This is a genomic window from Nostoc sp. DedQUE12b (assembly GCF_034530835.1).
Classification (GTDB): domain Bacteria; phylum Cyanobacteriota; class Cyanobacteriia; order Cyanobacteriales; family Nostocaceae; genus Nostoc.
The window spans coordinates 1-21,888 of sequence record NZ_JAVRCI010000082.1; the positions used below are offsets into that span (position 1 = coordinate 1).

The 21,888-nt window shown below is 42.8% G+C and carries 22 protein-coding genes; 9 read left to right on the plus strand and 13 right to left on the minus strand.

The genetic code is table 11. From position 1 onward, the window contains the following. The first annotated feature begins 2 nt into the window (after window positions 1-2). Together RMY16_RS27300 and psaI are read left to right on the plus strand one after the other, a co-directional pair. Window positions 3-2,513 carry a hypothetical protein gene (locus RMY16_RS27300; RefSeq protein ID WP_322738999.1) on the plus strand — a complete coding sequence of 837 codons (2,511 nt, stop codon included), beginning with the start codon at window positions 3-5 and terminating at the stop codon, window positions 2,511-2,513. Between the two features lie 211 nt (window positions 2,514-2,724). Further along, window positions 2,725-2,874 (plus strand): photosystem I reaction center subunit VIII, encoded by a 150-nt coding sequence (gene psaI, locus RMY16_RS27305; protein ID WP_322739000.1) that lies wholly within the window; start codon window positions 2,725-2,727, stop codon window positions 2,872-2,874. Between the two features lie 184 nt (window positions 2,875-3,058). Here the strand turns inward: psaI and RMY16_RS27310 are convergent, their stop codons facing one another. From RMY16_RS27310 to RMY16_RS27340, 7 genes are all read right to left on the minus strand, one after another. After that, entirely contained in the window at window positions 3,059-3,178 is a 120-nt protein-coding gene (locus RMY16_RS27310; RefSeq protein WP_012411803.1) for a photosystem II reaction center protein J, read from the minus strand. Window positions 3,179-3,248: 70 nt separating this feature from the next. Beyond that, window positions 3,249-3,371: a photosystem II reaction center protein L gene (locus RMY16_RS27315; protein ID WP_094332364.1), complete on the minus strand. Its 123-nt coding sequence runs from the start codon at window positions 3,369-3,371 to the stop codon at window positions 3,249-3,251. Window positions 3,372-3,379: 8 nt separating this feature from the next. Then, window positions 3,380-3,517 carry a cytochrome b559 subunit beta gene (gene psbF, locus RMY16_RS27320; protein ID WP_015115279.1) on the minus strand — a complete coding sequence of 46 codons (138 nt, stop codon included), beginning with the start codon at window positions 3,515-3,517 and terminating at the stop codon, window positions 3,380-3,382. 9 nt (window positions 3,518-3,526) lie between these two features. Continuing rightward, window positions 3,527-3,775, minus strand: coding sequence for a cytochrome b559 subunit alpha (psbE, locus tag RMY16_RS27325; RefSeq protein WP_094348030.1), 249 nt, complete (start codon window positions 3,773-3,775; stop codon window positions 3,527-3,529). 178 nt (window positions 3,776-3,953) lie between these two features. Beyond that, window positions 3,954-4,973: a photosynthesis system II assembly factor Ycf48 gene (locus RMY16_RS27330; protein ID WP_322739001.1), complete on the minus strand. Its 1,020-nt coding sequence runs from the start codon at window positions 4,971-4,973 to the stop codon at window positions 3,954-3,956. Between the two features lie 141 nt (window positions 4,974-5,114). Further along, complete coding sequence (locus tag RMY16_RS27335) at window positions 5,115-5,450, minus strand: rubredoxin (protein WP_094348032.1); 336 nt, start codon at window positions 5,448-5,450, stop codon at window positions 5,115-5,117. A gap of 278 nt (window positions 5,451-5,728) precedes the next feature. Beyond that, window positions 5,729-5,890 (minus strand): hypothetical protein, encoded by a 162-nt coding sequence (locus RMY16_RS27340; protein WP_322739002.1) that lies wholly within the window; start codon window positions 5,888-5,890, stop codon window positions 5,729-5,731. A gap of 288 nt (window positions 5,891-6,178) precedes the next feature. Between RMY16_RS27340 and ltrA the strand changes: the two genes are divergently transcribed. From ltrA to RMY16_RS27360, 4 genes are all read left to right on the plus strand, one after another. After that, window positions 6,179-7,933 (plus strand): group II intron reverse transcriptase/maturase, encoded by a 1,755-nt coding sequence (gene ltrA, locus RMY16_RS27345; RefSeq protein WP_322739003.1) that lies wholly within the window; start codon window positions 6,179-6,181, stop codon window positions 7,931-7,933. A gap of 260 nt (window positions 7,934-8,193) precedes the next feature. Next, a complete protein-coding gene (gene ndhC / locus RMY16_RS27350) occupies window positions 8,194-8,556 on the plus strand; it encodes a photosynthetic/respiratory NAD(P)H-quinone oxidoreductase subunit C (protein WP_012411797.1) in 363 nt (120 codons plus the stop codon). After that, window positions 8,547-9,284 (plus strand): photosynthetic/respiratory NAD(P)H-quinone oxidoreductase subunit K, encoded by a 738-nt coding sequence (gene ndhK, locus RMY16_RS27355; protein WP_322705171.1) that lies wholly within the window; start codon window positions 8,547-8,549, stop codon window positions 9,282-9,284. Before ndhC ends, ndhK begins: the two co-directional genes overlap by 10 nt. Beyond that, window positions 9,277-9,807 carry an NAD(P)H-quinone oxidoreductase subunit J gene (locus RMY16_RS27360; protein WP_322739004.1) on the plus strand — a complete coding sequence of 177 codons (531 nt, stop codon included), beginning with the start codon at window positions 9,277-9,279 and terminating at the stop codon, window positions 9,805-9,807. Before ndhK ends, RMY16_RS27360 begins: the two co-directional genes overlap by 8 nt. Before the next feature lie 223 nt (window positions 9,808-10,030). On the opposite strand, the gene RMY16_RS27365 is transcribed toward RMY16_RS27360, so the two are convergent. Next, window positions 10,031-10,327 (minus strand): hypothetical protein, encoded by a 297-nt coding sequence (locus tag RMY16_RS27365; RefSeq protein WP_322739005.1) that lies wholly within the window; start codon window positions 10,325-10,327, stop codon window positions 10,031-10,033. A 240-nt stretch (window positions 10,328-10,567) separates the two neighbouring features. Between RMY16_RS27365 and RMY16_RS27370 the strand changes: the two genes are divergently transcribed. The 3 genes from RMY16_RS27370 (at window position 10,568) to RMY16_RS27380 (ending at window position 15,486) form a co-directional block, all read left to right on the plus strand. Continuing rightward, window positions 10,568-12,193 (plus strand): DUF1565 domain-containing protein, encoded by a 1,626-nt coding sequence (locus RMY16_RS27370; RefSeq protein ID WP_322739006.1) that lies wholly within the window; start codon window positions 10,568-10,570, stop codon window positions 12,191-12,193. A 593-nt stretch (window positions 12,194-12,786) separates the two neighbouring features. Then, window positions 12,787-14,898, plus strand: a complete 2,112-nt coding sequence (locus RMY16_RS27375) for a TIGR00300 family protein (protein WP_322664180.1) — start codon at window positions 12,787-12,789, stop codon at window positions 14,896-14,898. Between the two features lie 66 nt (window positions 14,899-14,964). Next, window positions 14,965-15,486 carry a DUF2085 domain-containing protein gene (locus RMY16_RS27380; protein WP_322739007.1) on the plus strand — a complete coding sequence of 174 codons (522 nt, stop codon included), beginning with the start codon at window positions 14,965-14,967 and terminating at the stop codon, window positions 15,484-15,486. 110 nt (window positions 15,487-15,596) lie between these two features. Here RMY16_RS27380 and RMY16_RS27385 read toward each other — a convergent pair whose 3' ends face one another. The 5 genes from RMY16_RS27385 to RMY16_RS27405 form a co-directional block, all read right to left on the minus strand. Then, window positions 15,597-16,874 (minus strand): glycosyltransferase, encoded by a 1,278-nt coding sequence (locus RMY16_RS27385; protein ID WP_322739008.1) that lies wholly within the window; start codon window positions 16,872-16,874, stop codon window positions 15,597-15,599. A gap of 751 nt (window positions 16,875-17,625) precedes the next feature. After that, window positions 17,626-18,912, minus strand: a complete 1,287-nt coding sequence (locus RMY16_RS27390; RefSeq protein ID WP_322739009.1) for a glycosyltransferase family 2 protein — start codon at window positions 18,910-18,912, stop codon at window positions 17,626-17,628. A 133-nt stretch (window positions 18,913-19,045) separates the two neighbouring features. Further along, on the minus strand, window positions 19,046-19,513 hold the full coding sequence (locus RMY16_RS27395; RefSeq protein WP_322739010.1) for a DUF2141 domain-containing protein: 468 nt from the start codon (window positions 19,511-19,513) through the stop codon (window positions 19,046-19,048). A 102-nt stretch (window positions 19,514-19,615) separates the two neighbouring features. Then, the gene (locus RMY16_RS27400) at window positions 19,616-20,599 is read right to left on the minus strand and encodes a glycosyltransferase family 2 protein (RefSeq protein ID WP_322739011.1); all 984 of its coding nucleotides are present in this window, start codon (window positions 20,597-20,599) and stop codon (window positions 19,616-19,618) included. 283 nt (window positions 20,600-20,882) lie between these two features. Continuing rightward, window positions 20,883-21,887 (minus strand): NAD-dependent epimerase/dehydratase family protein, encoded by a 1,005-nt coding sequence (locus tag RMY16_RS27405; RefSeq protein ID WP_322739012.1) that lies wholly within the window; start codon window positions 21,885-21,887, stop codon window positions 20,883-20,885. Window position 21,888 lies beyond the last annotated feature (1 nt).

Genomic DNA, 21,888 nt, shown 5'->3' on the forward strand with positions numbered 1-21,888 from the left:
CGATCGCAGTTTCTGAAGGACTGGCAATTACTACAGATGGCAACCTCACTGTTTCACCAGATGAAGAGAACTTGGAATCTAATGCCCCAGCAGAAACTGCAATTGAGCTAGATCGAGCGATCGCAGTTTCTGAAGGACTGGCAATTACTACAAACGGCAACCTTGTTACTACTGTTGCATCAGATGAAGCGGAAGAAGATGAAGATATAGTTATCGATCAGCCTGTCAGTCCTGTATGGCTCAAAGGAGAGACGGCAGAGCAGATTTTACAAAATTTAATAGATTTAGCTTTACCCGGCTCTGAACTGCTGCCCAAAGATGAAAAGGTTACAGATTCTTTGGCAACACAATTACCGCCACCATTACTGCTAACTTTAAGTCAGGATAATTATATTGCTCGTTGGGGACAAGCTCTTATAATCAACGGGTACATAGAATTCCAAGAAAAGATAAATCTAGATTGGGATGAAACATCATCTTCAAAAAGCTTGCGGGCGCTTGAACTAGAAATTGAACTGCGATCGCCCAAGAACTTGAAAATCTTGACCAAAATACGGCAACCTTTATCAGATAAGGAGTTGCCCTTTACGATCAATACCTCAATTGATATTCCTGCTGATTGTGAATCCAAGCTAATTTTGGCAGATATCAGTTTGTATGGTAAACTCGCCGATGCTGGTGAAGTCATGCCGTTAGCCACCCAGTCCTTCACCATTACAGCAGATGTAAGAGAATTACTGGCAATCACAGCCGCAGCAAAATCCAGTACATTTTTAAACGACCCCATAACATCATCGGACTCATCTGCTGCTTTCAGAGAAACAGAGACACCTGTTAGGCTCGATTTGAAACTATTAAATCTGGTCAAGACTCCAAAAACAGACCAGTCTCAGATAGTTAATCCATCTCCAAACACACCTTTACCAGCACAAATTAACCTGCAAGTTCTGCGAGAAGCCAACGTGCGGACATCTAAGCTCAAGAATTCAAGCATTTCGTTGCCTCAATTACCGAAATTGCCCCCTATTCAAAATGATGCCAACATTCCCACAAATGTTGTTGCAGAGCCACAGACACCGGAGGAGATTGTAGAAAAAGATGCTACTATAGCCACCATCAACTTGGAGCAGTTAGTCATTAAGCAACGTCGAATGCCAAGACTTGAGACTACTTTGCCATACTTGAAACGGCTACAAGCTTCGCCAGATGATGCCGAAGAAAAAGTAAAAAACAATGTTCTTCCAGATGCATTAGAAGTTAAAGCGGCTGAAGAAGACTTGCCAAAGTTGGACGCAGGTGTGGCTGAAGATGAAAATACACCTGAATTAGTAGTAGGTGATGCACAATTCCAGGAAGAATCTGTTGCTGAAGGCAAAGCCCCGCAAAATTCGCAATTCCAGGAAGAATCTGTTGCTGAAGTAATGGCCCCGCAAAATTCGCAATTCCAGGAAGAATCTGTTGCTGAAGTAATGGCCCCGCAAAACGCACAATTCCAAGAAGAATCTATTACTGAAGTAGTAGCCCCGCAAAATGCACAATTCATTACAACAGGAAACCTTTATTCATCTCCCCTGCTCAGGAGGTGGATGCAGAGTCAAGGATACTCTTTACCTGAATCTATCAACGATCTGCAACCTCAAGATTACAATAACTATGTTCCAGCACAGCAGATACCCCTTCCTCCTAGTGCAGAAAATGCGAATGTTGATGTTAACTTGCTGTTAGACCTAGATACCAACACGGAGAATAATCTGAACGAAGATTGGAGCAGTTCACACCTTCTCTTAGCTGAAACGCCCAAGGGACAAGAGAGATGGGAACAAGTCGAAGGATTGACTCCTGAACTGGAGAACTTTGGGGAAGATATAGACACAGCGCAGGAAATAGAACTGGGGATTGGAGAAGATACGGAAATAGAAAAAGTACCAGAAGAACCAACAATCTCATCGGCTCTGTTAACACAAGTACCGCCCCCTCCCCCTCCAATAAAAATAAATATAGCGTCAGCTTGGTTGGCGCAAGAAATCGTTGTAGATGATACAGATAGCGAACTGGAAGGTGATACAACTGGGAGTTATACCTTTGAAGAAAAGGAGCAACCACTGTTATATTCATCTTCTTCCTTACCTATAATTGCAGCAGCCACTGAGCCTTTGCCAACTCCACATTTGTATGTGCCAGAAGGTGAATTAATTGCTGGCAAGTCTGTCATAGTGCGCGTAGTACTGCCAGAAGTACCTCTGCAAGTTGTTGTTAAGTTATGGCTTGAAGATTATCAAACTCGCTACTTACTAGATGGCCCCCATTTATTGACAAATTTACTTCCTAATGTATCGGGAGGCTTGGAAGTGATGACACAATTAAACATTCCCTTTGGCTGTTTGGAAATTCGCTTAGGAGCGATCGCACTCGATCTAACAACCCAACAGGAGAGTCATAAAGTCACAATAGTGCGAACCGTGATTCCTCCAGACTTGCCAAGCTTGCAACTAGATGAACTCCTGGGTATGTAACTCAGGTATGAGGGTATTGGGCATTGGGCACAAGAGGCAGAGGGGCAGAGGGGAAAGAACCTGTAAAAGAACTCTCCCCTGCTCCCCTGCTCCCTATATCCCTATCTCCCAACGTCCCCTGTGTTAAAAATATGAAAGAATTTCAAAAATTTGGCAGAATTTGCAGTAAGCTCATTTTGAATTGTAGTGTGATTTCATAGGAACCTTTACTATGGCAGTTTCTTTTTTGCCTACTGTCTTGGCTAGTACTTCGTACTTGTCTGCTATCTTCGTGCCCATAATTGGTTGGGTTTTGCCAGGTGTGGTCTTTGCGTCTCTGTTTTTATACATTGAAAGCAAGGATATCAGCGATATCAACTGATACTGATGTAGTCATTAGTCATTAGTCATTTGCAAAAAACAAAGGACAAATGACAAAGGACAAAGTACAAATGACCAAAATTAATACCGCCCATCTCATAGAGACAGGCGGTTTTTTTAACGTTGATTTCTCAACAAATGCTAGAAAATTCTAACTTATAGTGTTCGGTTCAAACTAACTAATGTTAAATCGAAGAACCGAGTCCGGCGTAGGCACCATAAAAGAAAATGCCCAAGACTGTAATTATACCTAAACCTGCGATCGTAGCGACGACCCACAGGGGAATTCTCCCACTTCCAGACACAGCTTCTCTCCTCCCTTAACAACAAATCAACACACGTTGAATAAACAAAGATTAACAACAATACTTCCAGTTAGTTAAAGAAGTAACTGGAAAACAGAATCCCCAGAACGAAAACTAGTAGTAGTCCCAGGTATAGCGAAGTCCGGTTTAGTTCAACCGGTTGATTATTGGGATTGGGCGATCTTTCTGCCATAATTGCTCCTAACGTTGAATAAATTGCATTGCGGCGATCGCGCCCAAAAAGAATACAGTTGGTACACCTAAAGTGTGTACTGCCAGCCATCTAACGGTAAAAATTGGATAGGTAACTGGTTGATTGATGTTGTTTCCGCTAGTCATGATCTCAAATTACTTTCCAATAAATTCTTCAACTTGTTTTTTAGCTTCAAAACGGTTCTTCACAATGGGCACTTCTTGCCGCGCTGGTGTGAAATACTCGTTGGGACGGGGTGTACCAAAAGCATCATAAGCCAGTCCGGTGCTAACAAATAGCCAACCAGCAATAAATAATGCCGGGATGGTGATGCTGTGGATTACCCAGTAACGAACGCTAGTAATAATGTCCGAAAACGGACGTTCTCCAGTGGTACCTGACATTTAGCTCCCTACCTTATACATAGAGTGTTATTGAGTTTATTATCCTACAAAGATAAGAAAGAGTTACAAGTTGCAACGTTCTTCTCAGAAATTAGGGGAGAGGTAAGAGGTGATAGGTGATAGGGAATAATCTATACCCTGTAACCTGTACCCTATTCCCTTCTTCACTCCCCACTTACTAAGCTGCTTCTGGGGAAGTTGTTTCAGGATTTGGTAGATATTTGAGCAAAACGCCGCGATCGCCAATTATAAATCCCCGCTCTGGCTCTAAAAACACAATCTTGTACAAATTAGCTGCAACTTCTTCAACCTCACGGTCTTTTTCCCAGGTTTTGCCACCGTCGGCACTGCGTAGCAAATTACCACTACCGCCACCTACCCAAATTTCATTGGGTGTGCGATATGCCAAATCCAGTAAACCCCAACTGGTGGATAACTCTGGATATTTTGCTTCTTGCCATTCTTCAGGTTTAGTTGGGTCACTAAACTGAACTTGACCTCCTCTAGCTAGCAACCACAATTGCCCATTGTCACCAAAGCCCATGTTTTCTACGCGCCGAGAACTATTGCGGTTATGGGGAACCCAAGCATCTTGGCCTGGTTCCCAAGTCGAGTAGAAACTCCCCTTAGCGGAAACAGCAATATATTTACCATCAGGAGAACGTTCCAAGTTACGCACCACACCCACTGCTGATTCCACCTGGGCTTTCCAGTTTTTGCCGCCGTCTGTGGTCTTATATATGGCTCCAACATTAGTAGCCATTTCCGCTGTATTGTCTGCTAGCGCCTTAACTGCGATCGGACTACCTGGTAGCTTTTCGCTCAGGGGGATACGCGACCAAGAAGCACCTTCATCAGTAGTGTGTAGTAAAAGTCCAGGCTCTCCGGCAATCCAGCCTTCTTTACCTGCAAAACTTACTGAGTCAAAGCGATACTTCTGCTCATCCAGTTGCAGTGTTATTGGTTTCCAGGTATTACCACCGTCATTGGTTTCCAATAGGGTGGCATTGCTACCGACTAAATAGCCATGCTCAAGGTTATCAGTAAAAGCAATATCCAATAAATTCGAGTCTGTTGGCACAGAAATGACTTTCCAAGGGTTGTAGCTAACAGAGGGAACTTGGCTACACCCTATGCACATCACGACTACTATTAACAAGGCAAATATTCGTTGCCAACCTTTCACAATTGAATGCATCAGTATTTCTTAGTTATTTCTAAATTTTTGTAGGAGTTGGCAGCCAGGATGCTGTAAAGTCCTGGCTTTTTCATTTTGAATTTTGTTAGCGCAGTGTAAAGCCTCTGGTAGAAAGCGTTATTTGGAATTGTTTAAAGGCTGTCATTGTAAGCCGTAAAGACTGATAAAAAACAAGAAGCCAAGAGCCAAAGCACCAAAAATTAGGATATTCTTTTGGGTTGGCGTTAGGTTGTTAACACCCAAACCATAACCGAGATTTTCTTTAAAACCGGATGCAGTACCGGCAGGGCCGATGTTGGCAAAAGCGGTCTTTTTAGCAGAACAAACTGGACAGCGCCAATTTATGGGCAGTTCTGCAAAGCTTGTCCCTGAAGCAATATCATCTTTGTCGTCTCCCTTTTCGGGTTCGTAAACATAACCGCAGGCGCGACACTCGTAGCGGTCTAACACCGTAGTCTCAACAGCTGGTTCGCTCATGGCTAAGGCCTCGCAAAGGAGAAATCTTAAATATACGTTAAAAATTATGACATAATTGTTAGGCTTTTCTATCACTAGCAAAAGCGAATCAAATACCTGAAGTGCGTCTGTTTCCCAGATTTCAGAAAAACCAAACAGATATAATGTAAAAGAAAGTGTGCGAGTCGAGGTCGCTCGTCATGAGTCAAAACAACCAAAAAAGGGGGGTTTTGCAAGCAAGTGTCCAATGCTTGTCCTCATCTCCAAGGGGCGGAATAAGTAATTATTCTGTTTCACAGCTATGGAGAAAAGTCCAACTGCTCTGGTAGCCACAAACCGGATAGGGGGCAAGAGGAAGATTGGAAGGGTAAATGAAAATGAACTCTCGTCGAGGCTTCGTTATATTCAGGCTGACCGGAAGTGGCTAAATACGGCAGTGTTGGGAATAGAGTGATGGTCACTTTCACCCTCACCAAAGGCATTGAACCGTTATGCTTCAATGCATAAGGACACCAATTTCCCCGGAGTATAAGAGAGTACCCTCCCCAATCGCATCTCATACGTGCGGAACGAAGTAACCCCAATGGGGTCTAGCTGAAATTTTTATCCAGTTAGTAAGGAAGGAGTAATCCGACCCAAACCCCCAGTGGGAAAAGATGCCATAAGAAGCAAATGCTGTCAGCCGAAAGGCAACGGGAAACAATAACCGGACAGATAGGGTTATGCCTAGCCTGAAAGGGCGCAGACGTATGGCAGGTGAGTCTCTTGAAACTCAATGCAAGAAAACCGAACTCAAAAGGAAAAGTTGGATGCAATCCGCGAGGAATGCGAACGTAACTCAGAGAACAACCGAATGGAATAGCGTCAAATGGCGTAAAGCCAATAAAGTTGTCAGGCGATTGAGGCAAAGAATATTCAAGGCTACAAGAATGGGGAATCTCAAGTTGGTTCGCAATCTGCAAAGATTGCTCTTGCGTAGCTATTCAAACATCCTTCTTTCTGTAAGGAAAGTGACGCAAATCAACAAAGGCAAGAACACTCCAGGAATAGATAAACTGGTAGTCAAAACACCAGTAGCCAGGGGAATATTAGTAGATATGCTAACTAAGTTCATTCCTTGGAAACCATATCCTACCCGGAGGGTGTACATCCCCAAGGCTAATGGCAAAAAACGCCCTTTAGGAATACCTAGCATAATTGACCGATGCCTACAGGCGATTGTTAAAAACGCACTGGAACCACACTGGGAAGCCAGATTTGAAGGCAGCAGCTACGGATTTCGCCCCGGTAGAAGCACCCACGATGCGATTGGCAAAATTTTTCTCATTGCCCGTCCAAATAAGAATAAGAAATGGGTCGTAGATGCCGATATAAAAGGGTGTTTTGATAACATTGCCCACGAACCACTTATGGAAGCCATAGGGAACTTTCCATGTAGGAAGCTTGTTCACCAATGGTTAAAAGCTGGCTTCGTAGACAAGGGGGCTTTTTACGACTCCGAAACGGGTACACCGCAAGGCGGAATTATTAGCCCACTATTAGCCAATATAGCCCTGCATGGTCTAGAAAAAGCATTAGGCATAAAACACGACTGCAAAGGATACCTAATCAGTAAACGTGCCGTGGTACGCTATGCCGATGATTTTATAGTCTTCTGTGAAACAAAAGAAGATGCTGAAAAATCAGTAACAACCCTTAACAACTGGATGAAAGAAAGGGGACTTACTCTCTCACAAGAAAAGACAAAAATTGTCCACCTTAAAGACGGTTTTGATTTTCTTGGATTCAACATAAGACAATATCCAGTATCAAACACAAAAACCGGGTTAAAGCTACTGATAAAACCCAGCAACGAAACCATGCAGAATATACGAAATAAACTGAAACTTGTATGGCTGAATAATCAAAGTCAGAACGTGAACGTTATCATAGGTAAGTTAAACCCTCTCATTAGGGGTATAGCGAACTATCTTCGTATAGGGGTTTCTTCAGAAGCATTTCAGAAGCTTGACTCATGGATGTTTCTAAGAGAAAAAAGGTACGCCAAAAGAATGCACCCCCATAAATCTGTAGGATGGCGGAGGAATAAATATTGGGGTAGGCTGAACCTTGACAGAAACGATAATGGGGTATTTGGCAACAAAGAAACCGGAAACGCTCTGTTAAAATTTAGCTGGTTCAATATAGAAAGACACGTTTTAGTCAAGGGAACATCCTCACCCGATGACCCCGAACTAAGACAATACTGGAATAACAAGGAAAAAGAGAAATCCAAAACCTTGATACCCAGTTACCAAAAGATAGCGAAAAAACAAAACTATCTATGTCTTGTGTGCCATGAATCCCTGTTCAATGGAGAATCATTGCATCGCCACCATACTATTCCTCGTCACCTTAATGGCAATAACTCCTATGCCAATTTACAGTTAGTGCATTATTATTGCCATCAGCAAATTCACTCAAACAAAGTGAGTCTTGCTGAAGTAATTGAGTCTCCTATCTAGAGGCTTCAAGGCTTGCTTGAGCCGTGTACTTGGAAACTTGTACGCACGGTTCTGAGGGGGGAAAGAGGCAGAAATGCCTCTGACCTACCCGATTACGCAGTTAAGGGATTGGGCGTTGGGTAAAACAGTTCCGAGTTCCGAAAGTTCTGAGTAAAGAAGTGAGATTCCCTACTCAGCATTCAGCACTCAGCACTCAGCACTCAGCACTCAGCACTCAAAACTCACTACTTAAAATAGTCCATAAGCGGTAGATACTCATTGTGTTTGTCCTCAGCGGTTACGAGTACCTTCTAGGTTTCTTCATCATCTGTAGCCTAGTACCTGCCTTAGCGCTCTCAGCTTCCAAGCTCCTACGACCCAGTGGTTACGCTCCAGAACGTCGCACCACTTATGAATCTGGCATGGAACCCATTGGGGGAGCCTGGATTCAGTTCAATATCCGTTACTACATGTTTGCTCTAGTCTTCGTCGTCTTTGATGTGGAGACTGTATTCTTGTATCCTTGGGCGGTAGCTTTCCACCGTTTGGGGCTATTGGCTTTTATTGAAGCGCTAGTCTTTATTGCAATTCTTGTAGTCGCTTTAGTTTACGCATGGCGTAAAGGAGCTTTGGAATGGTCTTGAATTCTAACTTAACAACCCAGGGTAAAGAACGAATCATCAACCCCATTGAGCGTACCAATGTCACTCAAGACCTTTCAGAAAATGTCATTCTGACGACGGTTGATGACCTCTACGACTGGGCGCGGCTTTCTAGTTTGTGGCCGTTGCTGTTTGGTACTGCTTGCTGCTTTATTGAGTTTGCAGCTTTAATTGGCTCTCGATTTGACTTTGACCGTTTTGGGCTAATTCCCCGTTCTAGCCCCCGCCAAGCTGATTTAATTATTACGGCAGGGACTATCACGATGAAGATGGCTCCGCAACTAGTGCGTCTTTACGAACAAATGCCAGAGCCAAAGTATGTAATTGCGATGGGTGCTTGCACAATTACTGGCGGGATGTTCAGCGTTGACTCTACCACGGCAGTGCGCGGAGTCGATAAACTAATTCCTGTAGATGTGTATTTGCCTGGTTGTCCTCCCCGTCCCGAAGCAATTATTGATGCAATCATTAAGTTGCGGAAGAAAATCTCCAACGAGTCGATGCAAGAGCGGGGTAAAATTAAGCAAACTCACCGCTATTACAGCACGACTCATAACCTGAAGCCAGTAGAGGAAATCTTAACTGGTAAGTATTTGCAGTCAGCAACTCGCTCTGCACCACCGAAGGAATTGGCGGAAGCAATCGGTATGCCAATACCACCTGCACTGCTGACAGAAAAGGCGCAAAAGGAGGAACAAACCCGTGGCTGAAGAAGAATCTAAACCAGTACCAGCAGCGAAAGAAGAGGCATTGGTACAAGCGGGTAAAGTTTCCCAGTGGTTGACGGAAAATGGTTTTGACCATGAGTTTTTAGCACCAGACAAAAATGGTGTAGAGATAATTAAGGTAGCAGCAGATTTTTTGCTTCCTACCGCTACAGCCCTTTATGCTTATGGGTTTAATTATCTCCAGTGTCAAGGTGGTATTGACCTTGGCCCAGGACAAGAATTGGTGAGTATGTATCACTTGATTAAAGTTGGTGATAATAGCGATCGCCCCGAAGAAGTTCGAGTTAAGGTGTTCTTACCACGGGAAAATCCTGTAGTGCCTTCTGTGTACTGGATTTGGAAAACCGCAGATTGGCAAGAACGCGAGTCTTACGATATGTTCGGCATTATCTACGAAGGACACCCAAATCTCAAGCGGCTTTTGATGCCGGAAGATTGGGTAGGTTGGCCTTTGCGGAAGGATTACATCTCGCCTGATTTCTACGAGTTGCAGGACGCTTATTAGATAGTGTTGAATGAGACGCGATGAATTGCGTCTGTACAATATAGTGCTGACTTTTGCCAGTGATTAACCCCTTTCCGGTGGCGGAAAGGGGTTATGTTTTTGGTCTTTCATGTCAAGTTGGTTGACAAAATTTGCTGTAATTTATTGACTGTATTTACAGTTTTAATTGCCTGCTGAATCGTTTTTAATTTCTGCAAATCCGTAACTTAAGAGATTATCGGCATCAATTCTGAACTTTCAGTAAAATTATTTTTGTCAGTTCTCTTTTTTCACTCTCTTTCCCAAACCAGTTATCAATAAACTCATGCACCTGTTGGGGATAGTCAAAGTCTAGCAAGCGATAGGTTTCAAAGGTTTCCAGGGTGTTAACATCCGCTTGCCAAACATTCAGTCGACAAGTTAACACTACTCGTGATGAACGTAGCCATCCATTTAACTGACGGGAAATTTCCTCTAATGACTGGTAAGACATTTCCACATAACGTGAAAAGTCTGCTCTTAACCCTACTGCCAGGATCATTATGCAAATTGCAGTCACACGTCAATAACAAGCAAGTGCGATCGCTGCTTCTAACACTTTGGTAAGACAACTTGCTGAAATTAGCAATTTTGGGCTAGTCAGGTACTAGTGAAACCCAAAAGCATCTGCATAATTTTTTAACTTTGCAGAGAGAAGTACTTAAAGTTACTTAATGCATCAAACGCTACCCACTTTCATAGTTAGCGCTAGGATAGCTATGTATTTTATGAAAGTATAAATATGGCTCAAACTTTTTACGTAAATCCAGTATCAGGCAGCAATACCAATCCAGGTACTCAACAAGCCCCCTTCAAAACTATTACGCAAGCCCTGAAGGTAGCGACTGTTAATACTAAGATTCAACTAGCAGATGGTAATTACAATGCTACTAGCGGTGAAGTCTTTCCGTTAACGATTCCATCTGGCGTAACAGTGGTGGGTAATGAAGCCAATAAAGGCAATGGTATTTTAATTGAAGGAAGTGGTAGTTACCTGAGCCGTACTTTTGCTGGTCAGAATGTCACTTTTGTGCTGCTAGATAAAGCTGAACTGCGGGGAGTGACTGTAACAAATTTGGCTAGTCGTGGTAGTGGTGTCTGGATTGAATCAACTGCCCCTACTGTTGCTAATAGCACCTTCATCAATAATAAGCGGGAGGGAGTATTTGCTACAGGCGATGCTAACCCAGTGGTTCTAGGTAATGTGTTCAGTGAGAATGCAGCCAATGGAATTGCGATCGCTAAAAATTCTAAAGGTCAAATTGAAAATAATACCTACTTCAAAACAGGTTTTGGCATTGCCATTAGTGATACTGCATCACCCATCCTTCGAGATAACAGAATTTATGAAAACCGTTCTGGCATTGTGATCTCTGGTAGTGCCCGTCCCGTATTACGTAATAATGTCAGTGAAAAGAATACTGATGATGGGATCACAGTAATTGGAACTGCTCTCCCCGATATCGGCAGTATCAATAGTCCAGGAGGCAATACTCTACGCAATAACGGTAAATTTGATTTGCAAAATGTCAGTTCCAACAAGCTGATTTCTCTAGGAAATAAAATAGATGTGTCTAAAGTTGCCGGAAACATAGAGTTTGCAGATAGTTCGGTTCCAACACCAACTCCGACACCAACACCAACGCCAACACCCACACCAACACCAACACCCACGCCAACGCCAGCCCCAACCCCAACACCGACACCGACACCCACGCCAACACCAACACCAACGCCAACACCAACGCCAACTCCAAGTCCAACGCCAACTCCAACGCCAACTCCAACAATCGAATTAACTGATATTGCAAATCATTGGGCAGGTGGGTTTATTCGAGAATTAGTCAAATTGGGGATAGTTAATGGTTTTCCTGATCGCACATTTAAACCCGATGCGACAATGACACGGGCACAATTCGCGGCAATAGTGGTAAAAGCTTTCAACCCACCACCAAGCCGTGCAGCGATCAAATTCAAAGATGTACCAGCAGACTTCTGGGCATCTAAGGTGATTCAGCAGGCATATCAGGGTTTATTTCTGTCTGGTTTTCCCGACAATACCTTTAGTCCCAACAAAAATATCCAGCGCGTCCAAGTAATTGTTTCTTTGGTAAATGGACTGGGGTTATCTAGTGAGGGTACGGCAAGTATCAAAGTTTTCGATGACCAAGTTAAAATTCCTGAATATGCCAAGGATGAAGTCGCAAAAGCTATAGACAAAGAAATTATCGTCAATCACCCGAATTTGAAACAACTTAATCCTACCCGTGATGCTACACGCGGTGAGGTAGCAGCGATAGTGTATCAAGCTTTGGTAGATGCTGGCCGTGTAGCAGCGATCAACTCGCCTTATATAGTGAGTGCTTGAGGGAGGCAGGGGCAGGGGAGACAAGGGGACAAGGGGGAATTATTGAACAACTCTCTCCCTTGTCTCCCCCCTCTCTTCTTCGTCTACCTTGTCTCTTCTCCATGCCCTCTGCATACCTCTGCCTCTGGAGCATCCTTATGCTACCTACCCTTCAGCTTAACAAGCGTCCTATTCAAGCCACGGGTGTTGGTGAAAGTTAAAAGCGAACGCTGGGAAAATAAACGTTCGCTTAACTCTACTTGCCGAACATAGTGGTTAGTTGCTTGTTACTAGCATACTATAGACTGTGAATTTGAGAGCATTTGATAAAGATTTTGGTGCTAATGCCGATGAATTCGATCTAGTTCCTTCGCCCTCTAATACGCCCCCAGTGGCCCCACTTTTTTGGAAACCTAAATTAAATCAGGCTTTCTTGATTTTGAACTTTGAATTGGTATTATTACCATGTTCCAGTAATAGAATTGAGAGCGAAGGCTTGATAAAGTCTTCAACTATCAAAAGATAGATGCTTTAGTAGCAGATTTTACCTGTAAAAAAACAAAAGTCTGTATTCAAAGTAAGCTTGTAGCATATAAAACGCTTGTAAGATTTTTATGACTTCCCGGATTCGCTTTTTAATGTGCCCTCCTGACCACTACGATGTGGACTATGTGATTAATCCTTGGATGGAAGGGAATATTCATAAGTCATCGCGCGATCGCGCCGTGGAACAGTGGCAGCGACTACATCAAATCCTTAAACAACACGCCATTGTAGATTTAGTACCACCTGAAAAAGGCTGGCCTGATTTGGTTTTTACCGCCAATGCTGGCTTAGTTCTGGGCGATAATGTCGTCCTCAGCCGCTTTTTACACAAAGAGCGTCAAGGAGAGGAGCCTTTCTTCAAGCAATGGTTTGAGGCAAATGGTTATACAGTCAATGAACTTCCCAAAGATTTGCCCTTTGAGGGAGCAGGAGACGCACTACTGGATCGGGAAGGACGCTGGTTATGGGCGGGATACGGTTTCCGCTCGGAATTAGATTCTCACCCTTATCTAGCTAAATGGCTGGATATTGAGGTGCTATCCCTACGATTAATAGACGAACGTTTCTATCACTTGGATACCTGTTTTTGTCCTTTAGCAAATGGCTATTTGCTATACTATCCCGGTGCTTTTGATTCTTACTCCAACCGCTTAATTGAAATGCGAGTCGCACCCGAAAAGCGTATCGCAATTGAAGAAGCTGATGCAGTCAACTTCGCTTGTAATGCGGTGAATGTGGATAGCATTGTCATCATGAACAAGACGAGTGATGCTTTGAAAAACCGTCTTACGGATGCAGGTTTCCATGTGTTAGAAACGCCGCTGACGGAATTTCTCAAAGCTGGTGGGGCGGCTAAATGCTTAACTCTGCGGGTTACAGAACCAGTTAGAGATGAAATTCATGCCACTGTCTCGGTAGAAAGCCGTGTCATTCGCATGGAAGGACATTTGTTAGATGCTGGCTTAATTAACCGCGCTTTGGATTTGATTATAGATGCTGGGGGAAGTTTCAAAGTCCTGAATTTCAACTTGGGAGAACAGCGCCAAAGTACTTCAGCCGCCGAGGTGAGAGTATCAGCACCATCCCATGAGGTGATGGAAGAAATCATCTCCCGATTGATTGATTTGGGTGCTGTAGATTTACCCCATGATGAGCGAGATGCCAAACTGGAGCCGGTAATTCAAGATGGCGTTGCGCCTGATGATTTCTACGTCAGTACAATTTATCCCACGGAAGTGCGAATTAATGGTCAGTGGATAAAGGTAGAAAATCAGCGGATGGATGGCGCGATCGCCATTACCGAAACTGCCAATGGCTTTGTAGCTCGGTGTAAAATACTCCGCGATTTAAAAGTTGGCGAACAGGTAATCGTAGATGTTTTAGGTATCCGCACCATCCGCAAAACTGAATCGCGGGAACTCCGCAGCACTCAAGAATTCAGCTTTATGTCGGCAGGAGTTTCCAGCGAACGGCGTGTGGAATTAGTCGTTGAGCAAGTGGCTTGGGAATTGCGTAAAATCCGTGATGCTGGTGGTAAAGTAGTTGTCACGGCTGGCCCAGTGGTGATTCACACTGGCGGCGGCGAACACCTGGCGCAACTAATTCGGGAAGGATATGTACAAGCACTGCTGGGTGGTAATGCGATCGCAGTTCACGACATCGAGCAAAATATCATGGGCACTTCCTTGGGTGTAGACATGAAGCGGGGTGTCGCCGTACATGGAGGACACCGCCATCACCTCAAGGTAATTAATAGTATCCGTCGTTATGGCAGCATTCCCAAAGCTGTGGAGGCGGGAGCAATTAAAAGTGGCGTGATGTATGAGTGCGTCCACAATCATGTGCCTTTTGTGCTTGCGGGATCGATTCGGGATGACGGGCCTTTGCCTGATACCGTAATGGATTTGATTCAAGCACAGGAGCAATATGCCAAACACCTAGAAGGTGCAGAGATGATTTTAATGCTGTCATCGATGCTGCACTCCATTGGTGTGGGAAATATGACTCCGGCAGGAGTGAAAATGGTATGTGTCGATATTAATCCAGCTGTAGTGACTAAGTTAAGCGATCGCGGTTCTGTAGAATCGGTGGGTGTGGTGACAGATGTGGGTTTGTTCCTCAGTCTGTTGATTCAGCAGTTGGATAAGTTGACAAGTCCTTATGTAAATAAGGTAGGTTAGGAAAACGAACCGCGAAGACGCGAAGGGCGCGTTCGCGTAGCGTCTCCGATAGGAGAAGAAAGGAAAATGACAAGAGTAGCTTTCAGTGAATTGCAGGTTAATTGGGTCAGTTTTATAGCTGATTTCTTGTTGGTAGGAATGGTTTTTGGCCCGCCTATTGCTCCCTTTTTGGCTGCGTCTGGAGTGTCTTTGCTTCCTGGGATTGCGGACATCATTTATTTCATGGGTAATCATGTCTGTCCGCAACCAGATATGGGGTTAGATTTAGCACCACCGTTTATTATGGCTGTGTGTATGCGCTGCTACGGCACTGTCACGGGTTTGCTAATTACTCGTCTGTTGTATGGGATAACTGGTGGTAAGGGATTTTACTGGTTAAATCAATATGGCTGGAGTGGTGTGGCGATCGCAAGTGTGCTAATGATGGCTTATCCTTTGGAATTAGCAGCACAGGTTTTTGGCTTGTGGAGTTTTAATAACTATCTGGTTACGCCTTTTGGGTTGATTACGGGTTTGGCGTGGGGATTGTTTACTATGCCAATTTTGCATGGGTGGCATGGTGCTAAAACTAGCTTGACCAAATTGTAAGTTTTATCGCACAACTTAATAGAGTGGATTAATTTTTGTAAGTCGATGCAATGTCACTAATTAGCGATCGCTAATAATGTAAATACTAGCGATCGCCGTGTTTGTGATTGTTATCGTCTTATACTGCCTGTATCTACCTCAACCTTCTGCGCTCCTTCAACGATTTGGTAAAGTTTGTGTTCAAATTTCTGCATACACGCTGACCAATCAAATTCGAGTATAGAGGGGCGAGCGTGTCTAGTCATATCTGCTTTCAAACCGGGATTTTCCAAAATCGCAATTACCTTTTGGGCGAAATCTGTAGGATTGTTAGGTTGGGCGAGGAAGCCGTTACGACCAGGAAATACCTGTTCTGAAGTTGATGGTGCAAAAACAGCAACCAGAGGTGTTCCAGACGCTAATGCTTCGTTATTTGTTGTGCAGAAGTTCTCGGTGACGGAGGGGTTGACAAAAACATCTGCTCTGGCAAACCAACCTAGAAGTTCTGTACCGTGAGACTCACCCCATACAGTAATACCCGATCCAAACTTTTTAGCACGCTCACGGATCTCTTCATCTAGCGGCCCACTACCAACAATCACCAGATGGACATCAGGAATTTTAGCAGCTATGACTGGAAAGATATCAAGCAATTGATTGACATTCTTTTCGGGTGTGATGCGTCCGACAAACAACAGAGTTGGTCGGTTATCGTTAGGAATTGGGTCGTAACAAATGTTTCGCGGGTGAAATTTTTCGCAATCGATACCTTGATAAGCGACGTATTCAGCGCGCTGGCATTTCAGTTCTTCGTATTTAGTCAGTTGCTCTTTAGAAGAGAAGTAATTGAAGTCATAAGACTCACTAAATTGCTTAACTAAAACGGGAACGATGGGACGAACCAAATTGAAAAATCGCTCTCCAAAGTAATATTTGATATACGCAACAATATCTGTATGGAAGAGTGATATTATTGGCGTGCCTGTTCGTTTTGCGTATTGAGTGCCGATTGGGCGACCATAACCTTGCAAGAAAAATGAGTATAAACCTCTCATTTGGGCTGCTTCTTCAACCACGATAATATCGGGTTTGAATTTCTCTAATAGCTTGGTATCGCTCCAATGCCGATAGTTCAACGGTTGAGGAAGAGACTTGTAAAATACCAGTGGTTCTGTGGGGAACGCATAAGCAGAGAAATTAGAAAAAGATTGAATTTCCTCCAAACCTGGCATGGGGCGATCGCCAACATTTTTGGGGTAGCGATCGTTGATTTGTGGATGGATTAGAAAAACCTCATGTCCCTGCTCTAGCAACCAACGAACTCGTTGGTGAACTGCCACGGAAACACCAGTTAAGAAAGGAGCGTACAACCCTGTAAACAGTGCAATGCGAAGTTTTTGCTTAGTCATAATAAAGGGGAATATTTCACAAAATTGCTGGTTTTTAACTTAGGATTTACGCAGCAAATGTTTCATGAACATCCTGATTATTTGAGTCAGAAATTCCCACTAATACAGTTAGACTAAGGATTTACGCATTGTCAAATAGCTGAAATTTTCGATTTTGAAGTGGATGTTTATAGTGCTTCTCGTTTGTGTGCAATAGAGTCCGATCTCTCTCTTTTTAGAAGAGATGCTTTGAGGCACTCCCCTGACAGCAACAAAGGTTTTCCGCTTTCCTATTTTCTTAGGCTACGGTATACACACGGGTTTTACCCCACCCTAACCCTCCCCTTATAAAGGGGAGGGAACTAGATAAATTTCCGGTCTCCCCCCTTTATAAGGGGGGATTAAGGGGGGTAAATCTAGGGTTTGAGCTTCATTACCAAGATGTGTGTACACCGTAGCTTTTTAGGAGAGAGTTAGAGAGAAGTAGGGAAAAGGTTGGAGATTAAATAGACTCAATTGCAAACCCATATATAAACCTGGGTTAGAAACTATCAAAACATCCAAAAGGCTAAGTCAAAATTCCCCTTAATATATTTGTCTAAACCTTTACAAAAAATGTCAATACGTTTTGGTAATCAACAAGTAAAAACGTATATTTTGACAAGGGTTATAGCTAATATAGTTTTACTAAATATAAGATAATATAATTTGAATACTAGGGAATGTTTAGTGTAATAACTTTCATGCCCTAGTTGATATTTAGCGATTTAATTCAAAGAGAAACCTTGCTATTAATCGGTTGATCCAACCATTGATAAGGGCGATATTCCACTAAGCGGACATTCCAAGGCCCTTTAACGCGATAGCTGACACCGCGCCAGGTAACTGTTGAAGTCCACAGGGATGATAGCATTGCTAACCCATAAACCCACTGTGTTAAGGGAATCCCAATCAACATTTTAATGATTGTAGCAGCTGATAATTTGGCGTAGACGTGTAACGGCTTGCCGGTAGGCATCGCCTGGTCATTAGAGCGAACCACTCGTTGTATCTCTAATTCCAACACCAGCATTATCAAGAGTAATCCGACAGTGTAAACTCCATAGCAGACTAACAACAGAGCCGCAGCTTCCCATTTTGCCTCTAACAGCGACTCTAGAACTAACACGCTTAGTAAAGTCGGAAACAAAATGCTAGAAACAGCTTCACTCACAAGAGCCAACCAACGGGGATGATACAGTCGAGAGAAAAGGATAAGCCGCTTGAGATAGTCTACTAAGTTGAATAAATCAGTCTCTTCACGATTGACTATTAGCAGCGAAGGCACAAACTTTATCTGAAAACCATGTTTTTTCAGGATGTCGTGCATCATAAAATCTTCGCCTAAAGCTTGTCCCCACTTATCTAGCAGTTCTGTTTGGCGAAGCACTTCTGTTTTCACAGCCAAAGTTCCACCCCAAGGAATCTGGAAGATAAACATTTGCACTACTGTAGACACATTGCCGACGTATCGCACCAAAGAACCCCAATACCTGCCTGTTGGTACGTACCACCGATTGCCGGTTGTTGCGCCTACTTTCACATCGCTTAGAGGACTGACTAATTCTCTGAGCCAATTGAGATGAACTATAGTATCAGCATCGACTAAAGCAACCACCTTGTAGGAGTCATCTAACTCACGGATAGCTTGGATTAAAGAACTGCATTTGAGACTACAATTGTTGCGTACTATTCTCAAAGGGCTGATTTGAACATTAGTTGCTTCTTGTTCAGTGATGGTTTCACTAGCAATTTTCCAAGCGGGATCTTCGTGGCTATCAACGATCAACTTTAAATCATACTGTGGATAGTTTTGATTTAGGAGCGATCGCAAACATCTAGGCAAAAACGGATCGGCTCCACGTAAGCAAAGAATTACTGCTGTTTTGGGTAACTGATCGTCTGGTAATAAGTTTTTTTTAGACGAGCGCAGATACCATATAAAGACAAGCGTAAAACACACCTGAATAACCAGCCAACCCATCAAAGACTTAGACAGAAATATTGCCAAATCTTCCATTAAATTTTTAGTCTCCGACAGAATGAGGGATTGGGCATTAGGGATTGGGCATTAGGCATGGGGCACAAGAGGCAAAGGGGAAAAACTTACTGCAACTTCTCCCCTGCTCCCCTGCCTCTTTCCCCACTCGCCTTTAGGAATCGAGCGAATATTTCATGATGATGTTGACTGTTGTGTTTTTGTTTACAACAAAACTGGCATCACGAAACTTTGGTGTACCTGTTTGTATAGACACAGTTGGATTTTTAGAAATTCCAAAACCTTCTTTGGGAATTCCGAAAAAGTCTTTATTGAGTTTGCGATCGCCATTTTGATCGTCAACCACAGCGACAGCATAAGTACCAGGTTTCAAACCGGAGAATTCTTTTTTTACAGAAGTGCCATTAATCTTAGCGCAGCCACTTTGAGCTTCACTAGTACTACTCATTGGAAATCCTTTTTCATTTGCATAAACTCGGAAGCAAATCTCACCTTTTTTGTGATTTATTCCATTTACTACAACATTAAGTGTTGCAGTTGGTTCTGCGTTCACTGTTTTAGCAAAGCTGATGCTCACTAAAGTAGCAAGCATAACATGAGATAGTTGAGATAGTTTCAGCATAATTTTGTAGTCAGAATAGGTAATTTTGGGGTTGATATAAAGCTGCGTTTGTCACAGACGTTGGCGCAGCCATCGCCAGCTTTTATTTATAAACTGGTTCTTTCAAAGAATGACTTGCTCTTCTTTAACAAATGCTGTTTTCCAACCTTTCCAAAGTACTTGCAGCACACTTAGCAAATCTTTCAGCAAAAGATATTCTGTCCCTTTTAACTGCTGTTGTAGACTTCTATGACAACATAGCCGCTCATTCAAACTCAGGGGACTACGCCATATAGAGAGTATATACTCCCAGATTATTCTCCAATGTGGGAATAAAATTTGTCCTTTCTTTGCTGAATCAAACCACACTGTATAGCCATAAAAATCGGGCAGCATACTCAAGAATGATTTTTGATTTGTATTTGTTAACAACAAATAATTGGGGAAAAACATACTCATTGATTGTTGCGGATGACTTCTGAAGAAAAACAGATATTCAGGGATTTCATAAAATCTACCGAGAATACCAAGTCTTAACAAAAGAATTCCATCTGCATTACCGTAACCACCCATAGGTGGTATCTTTTTCAAAGCACTAGCGCGAATTACCCCGTAACATTGATTGCATAAATGCTTAGTCAGCAATTCGTGAAAGCGCTCGTTTGGTTTTAGTGCATCTGCCTTGACTTTGATATCGTAATTTTGGATAAAATTCCCCTGTTCATCAATGAAATATGCCTGGGAATAACACAAGATTATAGTAGGATCTTGGTCAAGCACCTCAACACACTTCTTGATAAAATCTGGAGAATGTAGATCGTCATAGGCTGCCCATTTAAAATACTCACCCGATGACAGTTGCAAGACGCGATTAAAGTTACCAGCACAACCGATATTCTTGTCATTGCGGTAGTAATGAATACGTTGGTCTTGCTCGATATAAGCTCTACAAATTTCTTCAGTTTTATCTGTAGATGCATTATCTGAAATAATTAACTCAAAATCTTCAAATGTTTGAGCCAAGAGTGAATCTATGGCTTCCTTGAGAAATTTTTCACCATTGTATACAGGTAATCCGATGCTCAATCTTGGCTGATTGCTACTCATAGAAAACAAGTATTCGGAAAATCTGTGGATTAGTTTACGCTTAATCGTAGTAAGGTAGATGCAATGTAAAAAATCAGAATTTGGTAGGTTGGGGAGCCACTGTGTTGGACGGGTTTACCGGCTTGTACCCCTACGGGGAAGCAAGCTACGCGTAGCGTCTCCGACAGGAGAAGCAAGTGGTGTTTGAGGAACGAAACTCAACATTATGAAGGTTTTGTTAGATTTCACCGTCACTCAATCCAACCAACTATTCTAACTTTTATAACTCCCTACTCCCAAAAAACTATTTCATTAAGCTTTGAATATCTGTTTTTTGCAGCCATTCATGTGTTTGCTGCATACCTAACTCTAGGTCAACTGCTGGTTTGTAATTTAACAGATTTTGGGCTTTGGCAATGGAACAAGCATAGGGACGAGTCATAAAATCTATGGACTCTGGTAAGATATCAACTTTTTTCCGAAACAGTTTTTGTCCTTGAACACGTAGCTTTAGAAACAATTTAATTTCATCTTTCGATAATGAAAGGGGTGCTTGTAAATCTTCCATTGCTGCTAAACGCATAAAATACTCTTTCCACGAAGTTTCTTGTCCATCGGTGATATTAAATATTTCACCGTAAATTTCTTTTCCTATCGCGAGAAAGATGCCATCAATCAGGTTATCTATATATACATGATTGATTACTCCTTTAGCATCATTGGCGCAAGCAAATAATTTTTGGCGCATCATCAGAATTGGCCTGACTATCCAGGGAATACTTCCAGGGCCATAAACATCTCCGGCTCGAATAATAATGATGCCAAAATCTGGAGGATTATTCAGTTCTAAAACTGCTGTTTCAGCTTCTATTTTCGTTTGACAGTAGGGATTATTTTCGCCAGAAAGTGGGCCGGATTCTGTAACACCATCAGGATAATTGAAACCATAAACCATTACACTGGATAAATGCACAAATGTTTTGACACCAGCTTGTTTAGCGGCTTTAGCTATATTGACAGTACCGCCAACATTCACATCACGAAAATGCTTAATTGCACCAGCTTCTTCGGCAATTTGCTCTGTATGTAAAACGATATCTACTCCCTGACAAGCCTTTTGAGCAATAGTAGAATCGGTAATACTACCAATAATTACCTCTACACCTAAATTCTGTAATTGTTTGTTCTGTTCTGTAGAACTTTGTAGTCCACGAACTTTCATCCCTTGCGCTATGGCTAACTCGGCTGTACGCAAACCGACAAATTCATTAATTCCAGTAATTAGGAGAGTTTTGTCTTTGAGGTTCATA

Excerpts from the sequence above, each read along its gene's own strand:
- ltrA (WP_322739003.1), top strand. The coding sequence starts at position 6,179 with ATGGCAGGTGAGTCTCTTGAAACTCAATGCAAGAAAACCGAACTCAAA.
- RMY16_RS27380 (WP_322739007.1), top strand. The coding sequence starts at position 14,965 with ATGACAAGAGTAGCTTTCAGTGAATTGCAGGTTAATTGGGTCAGTTTT.
- psaI (WP_322739000.1), top strand. The coding sequence starts at position 2,725 with ATGGCAGTTTCTTTTTTGCCTACTGTCTTGGCTAGTACTTCGTACTTG.
- RMY16_RS27330 (WP_322739001.1), bottom strand. The coding sequence starts at position 4,973 with ATGCATTCAATTGTGAAAGGTTGGCAACGAATATTTGCCTTGTTAATA.
- RMY16_RS27315 (WP_094332364.1), bottom strand. The coding sequence starts at position 3,371 with ATGGCAGAAAGATCGCCCAATCCCAATAATCAACCGGTTGAACTAAAC.
- RMY16_RS27365 (WP_322739005.1), bottom strand. The coding sequence starts at position 10,327 with ATGATCCTGGCAGTAGGGTTAAGAGCAGACTTTTCACGTTATGTGGAA.
- RMY16_RS27335 (WP_094348032.1), bottom strand. The coding sequence starts at position 5,450 with ATGAGCGAACCAGCTGTTGAGACTACGGTGTTAGACCGCTACGAGTGT.
- RMY16_RS27390 (WP_322739009.1), bottom strand. The coding sequence starts at position 18,912 with ATGGAAGATTTGGCAATATTTCTGTCTAAGTCTTTGATGGGTTGGCTG.
- RMY16_RS27400 (WP_322739011.1), bottom strand. The coding sequence starts at position 20,599 with ATGAGTAGCAATCAGCCAAGATTGAGCATCGGATTACCTGTATACAAT.
- RMY16_RS27385 (WP_322739008.1), bottom strand. The coding sequence starts at position 16,874 with ATGACTAAGCAAAAACTTCGCATTGCACTGTTTACAGGGTTGTACGCT.
- ndhK (WP_322705171.1), top strand. The coding sequence starts at position 8,547 with ATGGTCTTGAATTCTAACTTAACAACCCAGGGTAAAGAACGAATCATC.
- RMY16_RS27375 (WP_322664180.1), top strand. The coding sequence starts at position 12,787 with ATGACTTCCCGGATTCGCTTTTTAATGTGCCCTCCTGACCACTACGAT.
- RMY16_RS27395 (WP_322739010.1), bottom strand. The coding sequence starts at position 19,513 with ATGCTGAAACTATCTCAACTATCTCATGTTATGCTTGCTACTTTAGTG.
- RMY16_RS27370 (WP_322739006.1), top strand. The coding sequence starts at position 10,568 with ATGGCTCAAACTTTTTACGTAAATCCAGTATCAGGCAGCAATACCAAT.
- psbE (WP_094348030.1), bottom strand. The coding sequence starts at position 3,775 with ATGTCAGGTACCACTGGAGAACGTCCGTTTTCGGACATTATTACTAGC.
- RMY16_RS27405 (WP_322739012.1), bottom strand. The coding sequence starts at position 21,887 with ATGAACCTCAAAGACAAAACTCTCCTAATTACTGGAATTAATGAATTT.
- psbF (WP_015115279.1), bottom strand. The coding sequence starts at position 3,517 with ATGACTAGCGGAAACAACATCAATCAACCAGTTACCTATCCAATTTTT.